This window comes from Methylobacterium sp. E-041 (genome assembly GCF_022829665.1).
Taxonomy (GTDB): domain Bacteria; phylum Pseudomonadota; class Alphaproteobacteria; order Rhizobiales; family Beijerinckiaceae; genus Methylobacterium.
In genome coordinates this window covers 23,634-38,496 of sequence record NZ_JAKSYQ010000143.1, presented here as the reverse complement: position 1 = coordinate 38,496, position 14,863 = coordinate 23,634, and the positions used below count along the sequence as shown (strand labels likewise).

At 73.5% G+C, this 14,863-nt stretch carries 15 protein-coding genes; 4 read left to right on the top strand and 11 right to left on the bottom strand.

Translation table 11 applies throughout. The features are described from left to right. Positions 1-2 precede the first annotated feature (2 nt). Complete coding sequence (locus tag MKK70_RS13350; RefSeq protein ID WP_243948279.1) at positions 3-4,373, bottom strand: translocation/assembly module TamB domain-containing protein; 4,371 nt, start codon at positions 4,371-4,373, stop codon at positions 3-5. Then, complete coding sequence (locus MKK70_RS13345) at positions 4,373-6,295, bottom strand: autotransporter assembly complex protein TamA (RefSeq protein WP_243948323.1); 1,923 nt, start codon at positions 6,293-6,295, stop codon at positions 4,373-4,375. The genes MKK70_RS13350 and MKK70_RS13345 overlap by 1 nt, the downstream gene beginning before the upstream one ends. Positions 6,296-6,860: 565 nt before the next feature. Between MKK70_RS13345 and MKK70_RS13340 the strand changes: the two genes are divergently transcribed. The 3 genes from MKK70_RS13340 to MKK70_RS13330 all read left to right on the top strand — a co-directional run bounded on the left by MKK70_RS13340 (position 6,861) and on the right by MKK70_RS13330 (position 8,201). Then, positions 6,861-7,070, top strand: coding sequence for a cold-shock protein (locus MKK70_RS13340; RefSeq protein ID WP_018043862.1), 210 nt, complete (start codon positions 6,861-6,863; stop codon positions 7,068-7,070). Positions 7,071-7,381: 311 nt separating this feature from the next. Further along, entirely contained in the window at positions 7,382-7,762 is a 381-nt protein-coding gene (locus MKK70_RS13335; protein ID WP_147727286.1) for a DUF6481 family protein, read from the top strand. A 127-nt stretch (positions 7,763-7,889) separates the two neighbouring features. After that, positions 7,890-8,201, top strand: coding sequence for a hypothetical protein (locus MKK70_RS13330; protein ID WP_243948278.1), 312 nt, complete (start codon positions 7,890-7,892; stop codon positions 8,199-8,201). 155 nt (positions 8,202-8,356) lie between these two features. On the opposite strand, the gene MKK70_RS13325 is transcribed toward MKK70_RS13330, so the two are convergent. The 8 genes from MKK70_RS13325 to MKK70_RS13290 all read right to left on the bottom strand — a co-directional run bounded on the left by MKK70_RS13325 (position 8,357) and on the right by MKK70_RS13290 (position 13,065). After that, positions 8,357-8,566 (bottom strand): hypothetical protein, encoded by a 210-nt coding sequence (locus MKK70_RS13325; RefSeq protein WP_147843412.1) that lies wholly within the window; start codon positions 8,564-8,566, stop codon positions 8,357-8,359. 177 nt (positions 8,567-8,743) lie between these two features. Continuing rightward, positions 8,744-9,418 (bottom strand): HAD family hydrolase, encoded by a 675-nt coding sequence (locus tag MKK70_RS13320; RefSeq protein WP_243948276.1) that lies wholly within the window; start codon positions 9,416-9,418, stop codon positions 8,744-8,746. Between the two features lie 4 nt (positions 9,419-9,422). Next, on the bottom strand, positions 9,423-9,713 hold the full coding sequence (locus tag MKK70_RS13315) for a hypothetical protein (protein ID WP_147727282.1): 291 nt from the start codon (positions 9,711-9,713) through the stop codon (positions 9,423-9,425). A 116-nt stretch (positions 9,714-9,829) separates the two neighbouring features. Beyond that, a complete protein-coding gene (locus MKK70_RS13310; protein ID WP_243933458.1) occupies positions 9,830-11,146 on the bottom strand; it encodes an AmpG family muropeptide MFS transporter in 1,317 nt (438 codons plus the stop codon). Positions 11,147-11,327: 181 nt separating this feature from the next. Then, entirely contained in the window at positions 11,328-11,735 is a 408-nt protein-coding gene (locus tag MKK70_RS13305; RefSeq protein WP_243948274.1) for a DUF2934 domain-containing protein, read from the bottom strand. A 112-nt stretch (positions 11,736-11,847) separates the two neighbouring features. Continuing rightward, entirely contained in the window at positions 11,848-12,108 is a 261-nt protein-coding gene (locus MKK70_RS13300) for a hypothetical protein (protein ID WP_147859544.1), read from the bottom strand. A 106-nt stretch (positions 12,109-12,214) separates the two neighbouring features. Continuing rightward, positions 12,215-12,619, bottom strand: coding sequence for a hypothetical protein (locus tag MKK70_RS13295; protein ID WP_147727278.1), 405 nt, complete (start codon positions 12,617-12,619; stop codon positions 12,215-12,217). Next, a complete protein-coding gene (locus MKK70_RS13290; protein WP_243948272.1) occupies positions 12,616-13,065 on the bottom strand; it encodes a hypothetical protein in 450 nt (149 codons plus the stop codon). The genes MKK70_RS13295 and MKK70_RS13290 overlap by 4 nt, the downstream gene beginning before the upstream one ends. 197 nt (positions 13,066-13,262) lie before the next feature. Here MKK70_RS13290 and MKK70_RS13285 point away from each other — a divergent pair, with 197 nt between their 5' ends. Then, positions 13,263-13,427 (top strand): hypothetical protein, encoded by a 165-nt coding sequence (locus tag MKK70_RS13285; RefSeq protein WP_187276682.1) that lies wholly within the window; start codon positions 13,263-13,265, stop codon positions 13,425-13,427. Between the two features lie 15 nt (positions 13,428-13,442). Here the strand turns inward: MKK70_RS13285 and MKK70_RS13280 are convergent, their stop codons facing one another. Next, entirely contained in the window at positions 13,443-14,792 is a 1,350-nt protein-coding gene (locus MKK70_RS13280; protein WP_147860323.1) for an NTP/NDP exchange transporter, read from the bottom strand. Positions 14,793-14,863 lie beyond the last annotated feature (71 nt).

Sequence of the window (14,863 nt, the reverse complement as noted above, 5' to 3'; positions counted from 1 at the left end):
GCTCAGTATTCCCATTCCGCGCCGACGCCGACGCTGGTGCGGCCGTCGCTGCCGGCCTCGCCCTGGATCTTCACCCGGCGCGTCACGTCGTAGTCGATGGTCGCGCCCGTGTCGGCCGGCTTGGCGCCGGCCTTGATGCCGACGCTGAGGCGATCGCTGAGGTAGCGCGAGGCGCCGAGCGCCGGGCCGCCGCTGGTCCCGGTCGAGACGTCGAGGCTGTCGAGCCCGAGGCCCTTGCGCGCCGCCTCGAACACGTCGACGCCCCCTGCCCCGCCCGAGAGCTGCGACACGGCCTGCGCCAGCTGCAGCGCCTGGAACGGCGACAGGCTGCCCGACGCCTTCTTGAACAGCAGCCGCGACAGCACCTCGTCCTGCGGCAGGCTCGGGTCCGAGGAGATCGCGAAGACCGGGCTGTCGGCCGGCCCCGAGACCGCGATGCGGGCGGTGATGTCGGTGGCCTTGGTCTCGGCGACGAAGTCGAGGTCGGGGGCCGCGATGGCGCCGCCGAAGGTCACGCGGCCGCGGGTGAAGTCGAGGCGCTGCCCGATCACCGCGAGACGCCCGCGCCGAAGCTCGAACGCGCCGTTCGCGTTCGGGTCGCGCGAGGTGCCGGTGACGCGCAAGCTCCCGCCGAGCTCGGCGTCGATGCCGCGCCCGCGCACGAAGATGCGGTTCGGAGCGCTCACCGCGACGTCGAGGGTGGCGTCGAACGGCACGGCGGGCTTGCCGCGCGCGCCGCGTCTTCCCACGGCCGCCACCTGCGCCCCGCGTAGGGCCTTGGCGTCGAGCCGGGCGCGGATGTCGGGCGGGGTGTTGACCCGGCGGATGCCCGGCAGCGGCTGCACCGTCGCGGGCAGCCGGTCAGGCACCGACACGTCGATCGAGACCACGTCGACGCGGCCGGCGATCCGCGGCGTGCGCGACAGCGGGCCGGAGAGCGCGAGGTTCAGGCTCGCCACCGCCGTCATCAGCGGGCTCGAGATCAGCTCGGCGCGCTCGCCCGCGATGCGGATCGTGCCCGGGAACCCGGCCTGGGGCTCGAGCGCCACGCGGCCGTCGGCGCGCAGCGTCCCGCCGTTGCGGGTCGCCAGGGTGAGGCGTTCCAGCACGACCGCGTCGCCGCGCCCCGTGGCGCGGCCCTCGATGTTGGTCAGCCGGATGCCGTTGAGCGGGTCGGTGAAGCTGCCGCCCGAGAGCGTCGCGCTGCCCTCCGCCCGCGGTGCGGCGAGCGTGCCCGTCACCCCCGCATCGATCGCCACCCGCCCGGCGACCCGCTGGCCGCCGACGCTGAGCAGGCTGTTGGCCAGCGCCGCGTCGAGCGTTCCCCGCGCCTTCACCGCGAGGCTGCCGCCGGCCGCCGCCGGCAGCGAGCCGGACAGGGTCATCGCGACGCCGGGCCCCGCGGTGATGCGGCCGTCGAGCCCGATCCGCCCGTCGCCGAGGTCGCCCGACGCCCGGGCCTCGATCGGCGGCAGGCCGGCCTTGCGCGTCTCCGGCGTGACGAGGCGGGCGACGGTGAGGGCGTAGTGCCCCTGCGGCCGATCCGTCGGCCCCCGGATCGCGGCCTCGCCGTCCAGGGTGCCGCTCAGCGCCAGGCCGGGCGCGGCGATGCGCGCGAGCGCCAGCGGCAGGGCGCGGATGCCGATCGTCAGGTCGTTGTCGCGCCCGGCCTTGCCCGCGACGGTGACGCGGCCGCCGCCCGCGGCGATCGTCAGGTCATCGATCCGCGCGCCGCCGCCTTCGAGGGTCACCGTCGCAGGGCCCGCGAGCGCCAGCCGGTCGGCGCCCCGCGCGGCGGAGACGCGCAGCAGGTCGATCCGGGTGGCCGCGTCCGAGCCGTGGCCCGGCACGAGGCGGGCGGCGCCGTCGAGGTCGAAGCCGCGGGCGCGCGCCTTGAGCACGAGATCGGTCGCCGCCGGGGAGCCCGCCGCCGTCAGGCGCACCGTGTCGAGGATCTGGTCGGCGGCGACGATGCGGTCGGCCTCGGCCCGCCCGTCGATCCGCGGCGCCCCGAGAAGGTCCTGTCCCGTCAGGTCCGCGTCGAGCCGGGCGAGGCCGATCGCGCCGGCCTGCAGGCGCGCGCCGGTCGCGCGGATCGTCGCGTCCTGCCGGCCGCTCGCGCGGGACAGTGCGATGTCGGCGTCGAGGTGGCCGGCGAGCCGCGTCAGCGCCAGCGGCGTGAGGTCGTCGAGGTCGGCCGCCTTGAGCCGGACCGCGCCCTCCGTCAGCCGGGTCGCGGCGTCGAGCGCGGCGCTGCCGTCGAGGGTCACCGAGCCGAGTCCGAGACCGAGCCGGTCGAGGCGCCAGTCGGCCCCCGAGCGCGCGAGGTGGGCCCCTCCCTGCAGCGGCTTGCCGCCGACGGTGCCGCCGAGGGCGACCGTGCCGTCGAGCGCGCCGGTCAGGTCCTTGAGGGTCGCCTCGACCTTCAGGCCCCGCACGGGGCGGCCCATGGCGCTGGCCTCGGACGCGCTGACGAGGGCGAACAGGTCGGGATGCTCGAGGGTCCCCGAGAGCCGCCCGGACAGCCCGGCCCGCCCGGCGAGCGCGTCGTCGAGGGCGGACAGGTCCTTCAGGTCGACGTCGAGCTTGGCGTCGGCGACCCGGGCGGTGGCGCGGCCGTCGAGGCGCGCGACGACGGCCGCGCCCTCGAGCTTCGCGCCGTCGAAGGCGTAGCCGTCGTAGACCTGGGACAGGCGCCCGGTGACGCGCGGAGCCGCCCCGAGCAGCCCGTCGAGCGCCGGTCGCCCGAGGGACAGCGCCTCGGTGCGGACATCCACCTCCGCGGTCACGGCCTTCCGCGCCGGATCGCCGCCGAGCTTGGCCGTGCCCGACAGCCTTCCGGCGAGCGGCCGACCCGCGAGGTCGGAGAAGGCCGAAAGGTCTGACAGCGCGGCCTCGACCGTGCCGGTGAGCGTGTTGCGCCCGACACGGCCGGCATAGTCCGCCCGCATCGTCGGCGCCTCGACGTGCAGGCGCGAGACCGAAACCGCGTTGTCGGGCTCCAGGGTCCCGCGGATGTCGAAGGCGGCGCGTGCGCCGAGCGCCCGCCGCAGGGCGGGGTCGGGCAGCGTCAGCCCCTCGACCCGGGCGTCGGCGCTGAGGTCGAAGCGGTCGGCCGCGGCGGGCTCGGCCGCGAGCCGGGCTTCGACGAGGTCCAGGGCGCTGTCCCGGGTGCGCAGGCCGGCGGCCTTCAGGCTGCCCGCCACGTGCGGCCGGGCGAGCGGGCCTTTCAGGCTGCCGTCGAACACCAGGGTCTTGAGCTCGCTGTCGGCGGCCCGGGTCACCCCGCCCTCGGTCGGCACGGCGCGGGCCTGGAGGGTGAAGTCGGCGTTCCGTGCCGCGTCCAGGGTGCCGCGCGCGTCGAGGCGGGCGGTCCGCGAGGTCAGCTCGAGCCGGTCGATTCTGAGCGCGCCGCCATCGGAAAACCCGAGGGCGCCGTCGAGCTTGGTCGTGCCGGAGAACACCGCCGCGGCCGGGCCTGGAAGCAGGCCCTCGATGCGCGCGGCGAGGTCGAGGGCGAGGCGCCGCTCGGCCCCGACCCGCGAGATCCGGGCGCCGCCCTGGGCGCCGATGGTCTCGCCGGCGGAGAAGTCGAGGCGGGCGTTCCAGGCGTCCAGCGTCCCGCGGCCGTCGAGGTCGAGGTCGACAGGCGGGGCGCCGGGCATGTTCAGGCCCCTGGAGAGCAGGCCGCCGGCCGGCTCGTTCAGGGTCGCCTTCAGCTCCAGGCGCACGCCCTGCGGCACGAACAGCAGCTTGAGGCCGAACCGGCCGCCGGCATCCTGGCGCTGCACCGCCGCGTCGAGGTCGAGCCCTTCGGACGGCGCGCCGAGCTTCGCCCGGCCCTTGGCCGAGAGCCGCGCCGGCTGCCCGGCGAGCCCTTCGCCGAGGACGAGCTCGGCGAGCGAGAAGTCCTTGATCTCGACCTTGACCGGTAGGTCCGGCAGCAGGGTGCCGTCGGGCTCCGGCGTCGCGGCGACGGCGGAGGGCACCGGGCGCCGCAGCACGTCGAGCCGGCCGACCTCGAGGGTGTCGACCTCGAGCCGGCCGGAGAGCAGCGCGAGGCGGCGCCAGACGATGCGCGCCCGGTCGAGCTTCAGCCAGACGCCGTCGCGGTCGCTGATCGCCACGTCGCGGATCGTGGCGTCCGACGAGAGGGCGCCGTCGACCGCGCCGATGGCGACGCGCGACGACGGGGTGGAGAGCGCGCGCGACAGCAGCCCGCCGAGCACGGTCTTCTCGGCCTCGTCGGCGGCCTGGGTGACGGCCGCGGGCGCGGCGAGGCCGAGGACGAGCAGGATCGCGACGGCGACGCGGATCCCTCCCCCCCCTGCGGGGGGAGGGAGAACGCGCGCGAACCGATCCCGAATCCCCATCAGAACGACTGCCCGAGGCTGATGTAGAGGGCGACCGGGCGCTCGTGGTTGCCCTTGATCCGGTCGAGGGGGAATGCGACGTCGACGCGGATCGGGCCGATGCCGGTGTAGTAGCGAAGCCCGAGGCCCACCGCGGTGCGGATGCGCTCGTCGAAGTCGGGGAGCGAGCCGGCGAACGCCGTGCCCGCATCGAAGAACGGCACCACGCCGATCGTGTCGGTGACCTTGATCCGGGCCTCGAACGAGGCTTCCAGCAGGCTTCGGCCGCCGACCGGCAGGTTGAACGGCCCGCGCGGGCCGAGCGTGCGATAGGGGAAGCCGCGCACCGAGCCGCCGCCGCCGGCGAAGAAGCGGATGTTGGCCGGGATGTCCTCCAGGCTCGCGCCGGAGATCGAGCCGAAGCCGAGGCGGCCGGCGAGGATGTACCGCGCGTCCTCGTCCAGGGCGTAGTAGGTCGAGCCCTGCGCCTTGGCGACGAAGATCGACGGATCGGAGCCGAGGAAGCCGGCATAGGGCGTCGCCGAGGCCGTCAGCCGGACGCCCCTGGTCGGGTCCAGCAGGTTGTCGGTCGAATCGTAGGACATCGAGACCGGGATGCCGACCAGGCGGTAATCGACCTTGCCGAGCGCGTCCTGGGCGCGGCCCGCCTGCCCCTCGACGCCGACCTGCGCGTAGAACGTGTCCGAGAAGCGGTGGCGGACGCCGAGCGTCCCGCCGGCGGCGTCCGCGACGTAGCTCTGCTGCGCCTCGCGACCCGCGAACAGGTTGGCGATCAGGTCGTTGCGGGTGCCCCACAGGGCCGGCTTCACGAAGGTGGCCGACAACCGCCCGCCGAGCCCGTTCGACTCGATGCCGGCGAGCTTGCGCTGCGTGGCGTAGAGATCGTTGCCGAGGTAGAACAGGTCGGCGTCGAGCCGGATCGTCTCGCCGCCGCCGAACAGGTTGCGGTTGGCGTAGGTCGCGCGGATGCCGGGGCCGTCGACGGTGGAGTAGCGGGCCGAGACGCCGATCAGGTTGCGGTCGCGCTCGGTCACGTCGACGAAGATCGGCAGGTTGCCCTGCGCATCCAGCGCCTCGCCCTCGCGCACCCGCACCGAGCCGAGGCCCTCGACCTTCACCAGAGCCCGGCGCATGTCGGTGAGCGCCTTCGGCGAGTACGGGTCGCCCGGCTCCGCGTCGATGAAGGAGCGCACCACCGCCGGGTCGATGTCCTTCGTGCCGCGGACCGTGACCGCGCCGAGGCCGGCCTGCGGGCCGGGATCGACGGTGAAGTTCACGTCCATGACGTGGGCGGCGTCGTCCACGACGGGATCGCGCGACACCACCTTGGCGAAGGGGTGGCCGCGCTCGCGGAAGCGGTCGACGATCTTCGCCTCGCGGGCGAGCACGAGGCTGGAGCGCGCCGGCGTCTCGTCGTCGACGCGGCTGAAGCGCTTCGGCAGCACCTCCTCGGGGAAGGCGGCGCCTTGCGGGTCGCGCACGGTGACGGTGCGCAGGGTGTAGAGCGGCCCGGCATCGACCGCGATGCGGACCGGGACCAGGGCGCGGGCGCGCTCGGCATCCGCCGCCCGCGCGGCGGCGATCAGCGAGGCCTCGCCGCCGAGCACCACCTCCTCGATCCGGACGGTGACACGGCCGGCGTAGTAGCCGTAGCCGGAGAGCGCGTCGGGCAGGCGCCGCAGGTCGGCCTCGGCGCGGCGCACCAGCCCTTCCCCGTCCGGCGGCGGCTCGCGGCGCAGGCGGTGGAGGGTCGAGGTGTCCTCCAGCGTCTTCTCCAGGTCGGAATCGTCGGTGCCCTGGATCTTCAGCGCGTAGGGCAGCGCGGTGGCGCTCGGCGCCAGGGGCTCCTCCTCGGAGCCGAACAACCCGAACAGGTCGAAGGCCGCGGCCGGCGAGGCGGCCAGGGACAGGCCGGCGGCCATGACGGCGCCGGCGAAGGCGCCGTTGCGGCCGCGCGGGACGGTGGTGGCGCGATCCGGGTTCCGTCGCGTCACGCGCAGGGGCCGGCCGTCCGCTGCACGTCCGCGGCGTGCGGAAATTCCGTCGCGCTCATCTCGAAGTCCCCCCTCGTCGCGATGCCGATCATGCCGGAGCAGGCCTTAAGGAAGGTCGCTGCCGGTGGTCCCCCGCCCGAGCCGGATCCGGGGTGATCGGGCGCCGGACCCTCCGTCCGGACCCCATCGCGCACCGGGCCGAACCTAGACGGCCGGGCCGGCTGCGGCAACCTTCGGCGGCCTTCGCAGGGGGCGGCGCCGGGACTGTCGGCCGGACTCTTGTCAGACGGCAGGCCGCGACCTAACTCCAGCGTGCGTCGATGCTTGCCGGCCGCCGCCGGGTTGCTCCGCCCGCTGTCCCTTTAGCCACTTGCAAGGGCGTCGCTTCGACTGACATTCCATCTCGACATCCAACCTGCTTCGCCCACCCCCGCGCGTGGACAGCCGCTCGGGCCGGCAGGCTCAACACATCGATACGACGGAGGTAGGCGCCATGAGCACGGGCACCGTGAAATGGTTCAACGAGACCAAGGGTTACGGCTTCATCCAGCCGGATGACGGCGGCAAGGACGTGTTCGTCCACATCTCCGCCGTCGAGCGCGCCGGCATGCGCAACCTGATCGAGGGCCAGAAGCTCTCCTACGAGATCGAGAACGACCGGCGCACCGGCAAGCAGTCGGCCGGAAACCTCCAGGCGGCCTGATCCGCGACAGCGACGCCTCCGGACGGAGCGGTCCGGGGGCGTCGATCGTCCCGCTGCGGCATATCCGCATCTGTCCCTGGATTTGCGACGGCGCGACGACGATTGTCACCCATCGCGGCGACTTCCGAATGCAGCTCAGGTTGCACGCCGCCCATCCGTCGGTCATTGGCTTTTTCGATTCGCCGCGAGGCGGAATCAGGCTTGCCGAATCCGATTTGCTGAAGGGCCCGTTCCCCCGGCCCCGTCCCGCGGATTGATCCGTCGCGGACGCTCCCGAAACCCGAAGTGAGACACCGTACGAGAAAGGTCAGATGAGCGCATTCGACTATCGTAATTTCGACGACCGCCGCCAGAATTCCGCAGCCGCCAAGGCTGCCCTGCTCGCCAAGTTCAAGGCGCGCCCCCCGGCCGACGACCCCGAGATGATCGCCAAGGCCAAGGCCCGGGCCGAGCTCGTCCAGGCCCGCGAGACCCGTCTCCGCGAGCGCGAAGCCGCCCGCATCGCCGCCGAGAAGCAGGCCGCGGAAGAGAAGCGCGCCCGCGAGGAGGCCGAGCTCGCCGCCCAGATCGCCCGCGAGGCCGCCGAGGCCGCGGCGTTGCAGGAGCGCAAGGCCGCCGAGCTCGCCGCGAAGAAGGAACTCCGCGACGCCCGCTATGCCGCCCGCAAGGCCAAGGTGAAGACCAAGCGCTGACGCGGACGCTGCGTCGCATCGGCCGCCAGACAGCGCCGTCCGCCCGCCGCGGACGGCGTTGCCGTTTCTTCCGGACCTTCGCGCCTCGCGCGGCCGTCCCGCCTGTCCGCAGACCGCCGAGGGAAATATGATCGAGCGGCATTTCCGACGGCGTGCGTGCCGGGCCGGCATCGGGCTGGCCGCGATGCTCGTCACCCCCGCGCTCGCGCAGCCGGACGATCGGGTCGCGGCCTGCGATACCCTCGTGTCGCTCCGCCTCCTTACGACCGCCGCCCCCGACCGCGCCGCCGCCCTCGCCCGGGCCGGCACCCGGCCCGGCTGCAAGGCGATCCGGCGCGCCGACGTCGGCGCGGTCGAGCACCGCGCGATGATCGGCGGCGCGCCGTTCGAATGCCTTGCGGTGAAGGGCGAGCCGGCCTGCCTCTGGGTTCAGCCTTGAGGAGCTGAAGTCAGGACGACGGCCTGCGGGTCGGTCGATGCGTCGCGCCGAGATGCGGGGAGGCGCCGGCAGCCGTCCTGCTCCGGCTCACCCCGGCGGCGGGCGCATCGCCGGGACCGTCGTCGACGCCGGGCCCCCATCGGGGCGGGTCGGCCTCAGGCGCTGAGCGGCGCGCCGATGCGGGCACGCAGCTGAAGCCGCAGGTTCTCGTTGGCGTTGCCCTCGGCGTCGAGGGCCGACATCAGGCGCAGGAGCTGGCTGATCGGCGTGGCGCGGCTCTGGACCGCCTCCGCGATCCGCTCGTGGAGAGGCCTGTCGCTGCAGGGATTCCAGGTCTGTACGCTGGTCTCGGCCGTCTGACGCATGATCCGCCCCGTCCTTAGAAGGATCCCAGGAAGTTCCGGCGGGGTGGCTACGCCTTTCGCGCCACCCGCGCCAGTCTTATCCTGCGTTGTCCGTAGCCGGCGCGAGACCGCGTCGCATCCGGGCCACACGCATGCCAGGATTGCGGGGACAATTGCGGGCGCGCACCGGATTCGACGTCAGATCGTGTTGCGCTTTGCCAGCGGCGAGGATTCGAAGTCTTCGAGCAGGTGCTGCGGGCTGCGATAGATCGCGATGCAGCCGGCCGCCTTCAGGTCGGTTTCGGGGAACCCGCCGCACAGCAGGCCGACGGTGGCGAGCCCGGCCTTGCCGGCGGCCTGCGCATCGTAGGGCGTGTCGCCCAGGACCACGATCTCGGCGGGGTCGATGCCTTCGAGCCGCTTCAGCGCCGCCTCGAAGATGTCGGGATGGGGCTTCGAGCGCTCGGCGTCGTCCGAGCTCGTCGCCGCGTCGACGAGGTCCGCGATGCCGAGCACGTCCTGGTAGTGCTCGACCTCGCTGCGCTTGCCCGAGGAGGCCAGCGCGATCGTCGTGCCGTCGGCGCGGATCCGCTCGAACAGGGCGCGCACGCCCGGGAACGGCTTCACCCGGTCGCGGTAGGCGCGCTTGAACAGGTCGGAGCGGTAGGCCTCGATCGCCTCGCCCTGGTCGCGCAGCTGCGCCTCCGACAGGAAGACCGGCATCAGCTCGTCGCCGCCCTTGCCGATCTGGCTGCGGACCTTGGCGACGTCGGTCTCGACGCCGAAGTGGCGGAAGGCCTCGACCCAGGCCTCCGCGTGAAGGTCGACGCTGTCGAGCAGCGTCCCGTCGATGTCGAAGATCGCGGCTTTCATCGGCTCAGCGCGGGATCGGGACGAGGCGCAGGCCGTCGTCGGGCAGCAGGTTGCGCGTGGGGCCGCCGGTCTGCTGGCCGCGGCCCTGCTGGTAATAGGGCAGCTCCGGCCGCCGGTCGTTGTCGCCGCCGGAATCGTAGGCCCAGGCCGGCTGCCAGGGCGCGCGGCCGCCGACGGTGATCGGCACGGTCTCGCCGAGCGGGCCAGCCGGCGCGCGGTCGCGATAGACCTGCGCCTGCGCGGCGGCCGGGACGGCGAGCAGGGCGAGCAGAAGGCCGGCTGTGCGGAGCGTCATCGGGTCCTCGTGTCGGAAAGGGCGGCGCGCGGGGCGCGCGCGTATCCCGGCCGGTGCAGGGTTCTCGTCGGACAACGGCACAGCTTCGCCGCCGTTCCACGGCCCTCGTCGCGGACTCACGCCGCCGGCGCCTCCGTCCGCGGATGGACGTGCCAGACATAGGCGCACAGGAGCGCCACCGGCACGCCGATCAGCGCCGTGCCGACGAAGAACCAGGCGAAGCCGACATCGGCGATGATGAAGCCGGAGGCGCCGGCCAGCAGGCTGCCGGGGAGCGCGCACAGCGAGGTCAGCAGCGCGTACTGGCTGGCGGCGTGCTCGCTCGCGGCCAGCGACGACATGTAGGTGATCAGCACGATCGAGGCGAAGGCGTAGGCGAAGCTGTCGACGCTGACGGCGATCGCGAAGGTCCAGAACGCCGCTCCCCCGTCACCGCCGTGGATCGCGAGGTAGGCGAGCGCGAGGTGCGAGGCCGAGCCGAACACGGTGCCTGCGACGAGGCTCGCGAGGATCCCGATCCGCGGCACGACGAAGCTCGCCAGGAACGTGCCGGCCAGCGCGACGCCGAAGCCGAACAGCTTGGTCACCGTGGCGATGTCGGTGTTGGAGTAGTGCAGGCTCTTGAACAGCGGCATCGCCATCGCGCTCGACACGTAGCCGGGCATGCGGAAGCCCGCGACCATCACGAGGATCGGCACCGCCATCGGCCCGAGCCGCGTCACCAGCTCGCGGATCGGCGCGACCACGGTCTCGACGAAGCCGGCGCGCTCGTGCGTCGCGGGCCGGGCGGGCTCCGGCTCGGGGGCGATCAGGGCCGCGATCATCCCGGGCGCCATCAGCACGGCCATGCACAGGTAGGCGGCGCGCCAGCCGTAGGCGTCGGCGAGGTAGAGCGCCCCGGCGCCCGCCGCGAGGTTGCCGACCCGCCAGCCGACCTCGGCGAAGGACGACATCAGCGCCTGCCGCTCGGGCGGCGCCGCGGTGATGCGCCAGCCGTCGATCACCACGTCCTGCGTCGCGCCGGCGAATCCCAGCGCCAGCGAGAACACCACCGTCCAGGCGAGGAAGTCGGCCGGGTCGCCGAAGGCGATGCCGGCGAGCGTCAGCGCCACGCCGAGCTGCGTCGCCACGATCCAGCCGCGCCGCCGCCCGAGCCAGCGCCCGAGGATCGGGGCGTCGTAGCGGTCGAGGAACGGCGCCCAGAGGAACTTGAACTTGTAGGCCAGCGTCAGCTCGCTCAGCAGCCCGAGGATGCCGATCGGCACCTTCGCCTCCGACAGCCACGCCGACTGCGTGACGTAGACCAGCAGGAACGGAAGCCCGGAGCTGAAGCCGAGCCCGAGCATCGCCACGATGCGGCGATCCGCGAGGTGGGTCAGGACCGACGGCTTGGCGGATGCGGGCGCGTCGGCCCCGCTCACGGCGTCTGGCATGCGAACCACAACCCCTGGCTTACGGAGATTCGGGGATCCGTCCCTCGCGCCTGCAGGATCGGCGTATCCCGCATCCGCGGCCATCCGGGAAGGGGCCGAGCGGGTCCTCGAAACGGCAAGAGCCCGCCCCTCGGTCGAGGGGCGGGCTCTTGCGGTCGAGTTTCGAGGCCTCGGCGGCGGCTCAGTGCAGGCTGGCGCCGGTCGAGGCGCGGGCGGCTTTCGGCTTGGCAGAGAGGCTGGCGGCCGCGAGCGCCTTCGGAGCCTTGGGGGCCGCGATCTTGGACGCGGCGGCCTTCGGGGCCGGCTTGGCGGCAGCGGTCTTGCTGGCAGCGGTCTTGCCGGCAGGCTTCGCGGCGGCCTCGGCGGGCTTCGCAATGGCCTTGGCGCGGCTGGCGCGGGGCTTCAGGGTCTTGGCCGGGCTCGGGGCGAGGCTGGTCTCGGCGACGGCTTCGATCGTGAGGATCGGCGCGGGCGCGGCGATCTCGGCTTCGGCGCGCAGCCAGTGGGCGTCCGCCCGGCCGTGGATGCGGCCTTCGTCCTCCCAGATGTAGTAGGCGCGCTCGCGCACCCGGTGCTCGATCAGATCCATGTCTCGTCTCCCGTTGCTGTCCCGGGGAAACGATGAAAGCCGGTGGTTAAGGCAGGGTTAACGGGTGTTGCGGTGCGAAGCCGGCGTGAATCCGTGCGCCGGCGCGGGGTCGTCAGCGCTTCGACAGGCGGAGCGCGTTCGCCCGGACCTTACGCCGGTAGCCGGCGATGACCTTGGCGGTCGAGGCGCCGGACGCCATCATCAGCGCGGCTTCGCCCGCCGCCACGACCTTCTCGGTGACCATGCGCTGCGCCTCGGCCTGGCCGACGGCCCCGCCCGCCGAGAGCATCATCAGCCGCATGCCGATCACCTGCTGCGATTCGAACGCCAGCATCGTGGCGTCCATCCCGAGCTTGAACCAGGAACCGTACATGCGTTGACACTCCAGGCGAGGCGCGCGCGACGAGCGGCACCGGCGCGCCGCGGGCTCCCTCCGCGCGGCACCGGTGCCGTATCCGGGCCGACGAGAAAGAGGGGCTTCAGTCGAAGCTGCGGCCCTTGGCGGCCGAGCCGCCAAGGCTGATCTTCTTGGCAGGCCCGCCGAGGCTGACCTTCTTCGGCTTGGGCGCGCCGGCCTCGACCACCGGGACGGGCGCGGGCGCGGGCTTGAGATGCGCCTGCCCGTGGATCACCGATCCGACCTCGCCGGCGACCCGGATCAGGTCCTCGCGCTCGCAGGCGCGGGCCACCTTCAGGCCGAGCTGGTGCATGTGGCTCTTGCCGTAGAGGTAGGCGGCGAGCTGCGCCCGCTTCAGCGGCGCGATGCCGGCGACGATCTCGGGGAAGTCGTACTCGTCGGCCCGGTAGACCTCGCCGAGCAGTTCCAGGGAGACCGGGCAGGCGGCATCGGGCTCGGCGCCGCTGGTCGGATGGGCTTGGGTCATGGATCACCTCGGGTCGATGTCGGGTCCGCGGCGGGGCCGGCGGCCGCGTCGGGGGAAGGTTCGGCCGGAGCGAGCGCGGCGCGCGCGCTCTCCGGCGGGGTGGCGGGCCGCGGCCGGTCCGGCCGCAGGGGCGTCGGCGCCGGCGGCCGTCCGAGGCAGCCGGTGCAGACCGAGGCGATCGCGATGTTCGCGCGGACGGTGCTGCGCTCCCACACCGCCTCGCGCGCCGCCCGCGCTGCCGCGATCTCCGGATCGACCCCGCCGGAGCCGATCGCGGGCGGAGGCGCATCCGAGGGGCGGATGCGCAGGAAGAGCGGTTCCTGCGCCGAGGCGGGCCCGATCGCAAGGGGCCCGATCGCAAGGGGCCCGATCATAAGGGGCAGGCTCACGAGGGCGAGCGCCGGGGCGAGCCACAGGACGGGCCGCGAATCGGACCAGCAGGTCATGCCTTCGAGACCTCCCCTAGGCCGGTCGCGTCCGACGCTCCATCGAAGCGCCAGGGTTAACGTCGGCTTAACGGTTGCGGTGCCGGACAGATCCCGTCCCGGGGCGGCGGCTGTGCGGCGGGGATGCGGCGTCGGCGCATTAACCTTTCGTTAACCATCGGGCGCTCAGCCTGGAGCAGGATTCGGAGGGCTGTTGCATGGCGATCCTCGGGTTTGTCGAATGGCTCGGCCAGGGCGTCGCCGCGGCGCTCGCCGGATGCGCGGCGATCGGCGTCGCGGGCCTCGTTGGCCGGGCGCTCGGCGACCGCCACGCGGGCGCGCCCGTCCTGCGGCCGGTCCGGGTGCGCGCCCGCCGCCGCTGAGCCGCCGGCCGGTCCTTAGATCCCGTCGGCGTAGCCGGGGGCTTCGGCCGCCCGCGCGGCGCGGTGGCGCCGCTCCTGCGCCCGCCCGAGCCACAGGCTGTTGACGAGCCAGGCCGCCGAGAGCGGCACCGCCACCACCGAGGCCGCCGCCGCGCCGAACCCGAGCGCCCCGAGGCCGGCATAGGACCACGCGCCGGCCTGGTCGCCCAGGCGGTAGACTACCGTGTCGATGAAGCTCTTGGCCTTGTAGCGGTCCTCCCGCGGCACCACCGTGAACAGCACCTCGCGGATCGGCCGGCTGATCGCGAAGTTGCCCGCCCGCCGCAGCACCTGGAAGCCGACGATGGCGGCGATGGACGGCGCCAGCGCCAGCAGCCCGAAGCCGAGGATGCTCAGCGCGGGCAGGATCGCCAGGGTGAGCCCGACGCCGATCCGGCGCACGATCCGCCCGGTGAGGAAGAACTGCACCCCCAGCGTCAGCACGTTCACCGCCAGGTCGACGCCGGCGAAGAACGCCGTCTGCGCCGCCCGGTCGGGGAAGCTCGCCTTGGCGATCGCCGCCTGCTGGAAATACAGGTAGGTCGAGGTCACCGAGAACAGCAGCAGGAACAGCGAGATGTTCAGGAGGTAGGGCGAGGCGAACGTCCGGGTGACGCCGGCGAACACGCTGCCGCCGATCACCTGTCCCGTCCCCTGCTCCGGCCCGCCGGACGGCGCCTGCCGCAGCCGTTCCGACAGGCGGGCGAGCCCGCGCATGCTGAACACGGCGCATTCGAGCAGCGCGACCGCGCCGAGCATCAGGCCCCAGGTCGGCACGGTCTTGGCGAGCAGCGCGGTCGTCGCCGAGCCGGCGATCGCCCCGAGCGTCGCGCCGGCCGCGATGAAGCCGAACAGGCGCTTGCCCTGGCTCGTCGAGAACACGTCGACGATGGTCGCCCAGAAGATCGACACCACGAACAGGTTGAAGATCGAGAGCCAGACGAAGAACACCCGCCCGATCCACACGTCCCAGTCCGGCGGGGCGAGGTAGAGCGCCAGCGCGAACAAAAGGATGTTGGCGCCGAAGAACCGGTAGGTCAGCGGCACGAAGCGCGCGCGCGGCATGCGCTTGACCAGCCAGGCGAAGGGCAGGTTCAGCGCCAGCATCCCGACCAGCGTCGCCGTGAACAGCCAGGGCAGGTTCTCGATGCCGCCGGCCACGCCCATCTGGTCGCGGATCGGCCGCAGCACGTAGTAGGCGGCCAGGATCGAGAAGATGTAGGCCCAGGACCAGGCCAGGGCCGGCCCCTCTCCGGGCCGGACGCCGATCAGGCGCGCGAGGGCGTTCGAAGGCGCGGCCTCGCTCGGCGGCGTTGCGTGATTCATCGGGTCAACTTGTTGCAAGGACCGGCTCCGACGCGCCCTCCCCCGCAGAGGGGAGAGGGAGTTGCCCGGTG

Excerpts from the sequence above, each read along its gene's own strand:
- MKK70_RS13345 (WP_243948323.1), bottom strand. The coding sequence starts at position 6,295 with ATGGCCGCCGGCCTGTCCCTGGCCGCCTCGCCGGCCGCGGCCTTCGAC.
- MKK70_RS13290 (WP_243948272.1), bottom strand. The coding sequence starts at position 13,065 with ATGACCTGCTGGTCCGATTCGCGGCCCGTCCTGTGGCTCGCCCCGGCG.
- MKK70_RS13320 (WP_243948276.1), bottom strand. The coding sequence starts at position 9,418 with ATGAAAGCCGCGATCTTCGACATCGACGGGACGCTGCTCGACAGCGTC.
- MKK70_RS13280 (WP_147860323.1), bottom strand. The coding sequence starts at position 14,792 with ATGAATCACGCAACGCCGCCGAGCGAGGCCGCGCCTTCGAACGCCCTC.
- MKK70_RS13340 (WP_018043862.1), top strand. The coding sequence starts at position 6,861 with ATGAGCACGGGCACCGTGAAATGGTTCAACGAGACCAAGGGTTACGGC.
- MKK70_RS13295 (WP_147727278.1), bottom strand. The coding sequence starts at position 12,619 with ATGACCCAAGCCCATCCGACCAGCGGCGCCGAGCCCGATGCCGCCTGC.
- MKK70_RS13305 (WP_243948274.1), bottom strand. The coding sequence starts at position 11,735 with ATGGATCTGATCGAGCACCGGGTGCGCGAGCGCGCCTACTACATCTGG.
- MKK70_RS13350 (WP_243948279.1), bottom strand. The coding sequence starts at position 4,373 with ATGGGGATTCGGGATCGGTTCGCGCGCGTTCTCCCTCCCCCCGCAGGG.
- MKK70_RS13315 (WP_147727282.1), bottom strand. The coding sequence starts at position 9,713 with ATGACGCTCCGCACAGCCGGCCTTCTGCTCGCCCTGCTCGCCGTCCCG.
- MKK70_RS13285 (WP_187276682.1), top strand. The coding sequence starts at position 13,263 with ATGGCGATCCTCGGGTTTGTCGAATGGCTCGGCCAGGGCGTCGCCGCG.
- MKK70_RS13310 (WP_243933458.1), bottom strand. The coding sequence starts at position 11,146 with ATGCCAGACGCCGTGAGCGGGGCCGACGCGCCCGCATCCGCCAAGCCG.
- MKK70_RS13325 (WP_147843412.1), bottom strand. The coding sequence starts at position 8,566 with ATGCGTCAGACGGCCGAGACCAGCGTACAGACCTGGAATCCCTGCAGC.
- MKK70_RS13335 (WP_147727286.1), top strand. The coding sequence starts at position 7,382 with ATGAGCGCATTCGACTATCGTAATTTCGACGACCGCCGCCAGAATTCC.
- MKK70_RS13330 (WP_243948278.1), top strand. The coding sequence starts at position 7,890 with ATGATCGAGCGGCATTTCCGACGGCGTGCGTGCCGGGCCGGCATCGGG.
- MKK70_RS13300 (WP_147859544.1), bottom strand. The coding sequence starts at position 12,108 with ATGTACGGTTCCTGGTTCAAGCTCGGGATGGACGCCACGATGCTGGCG.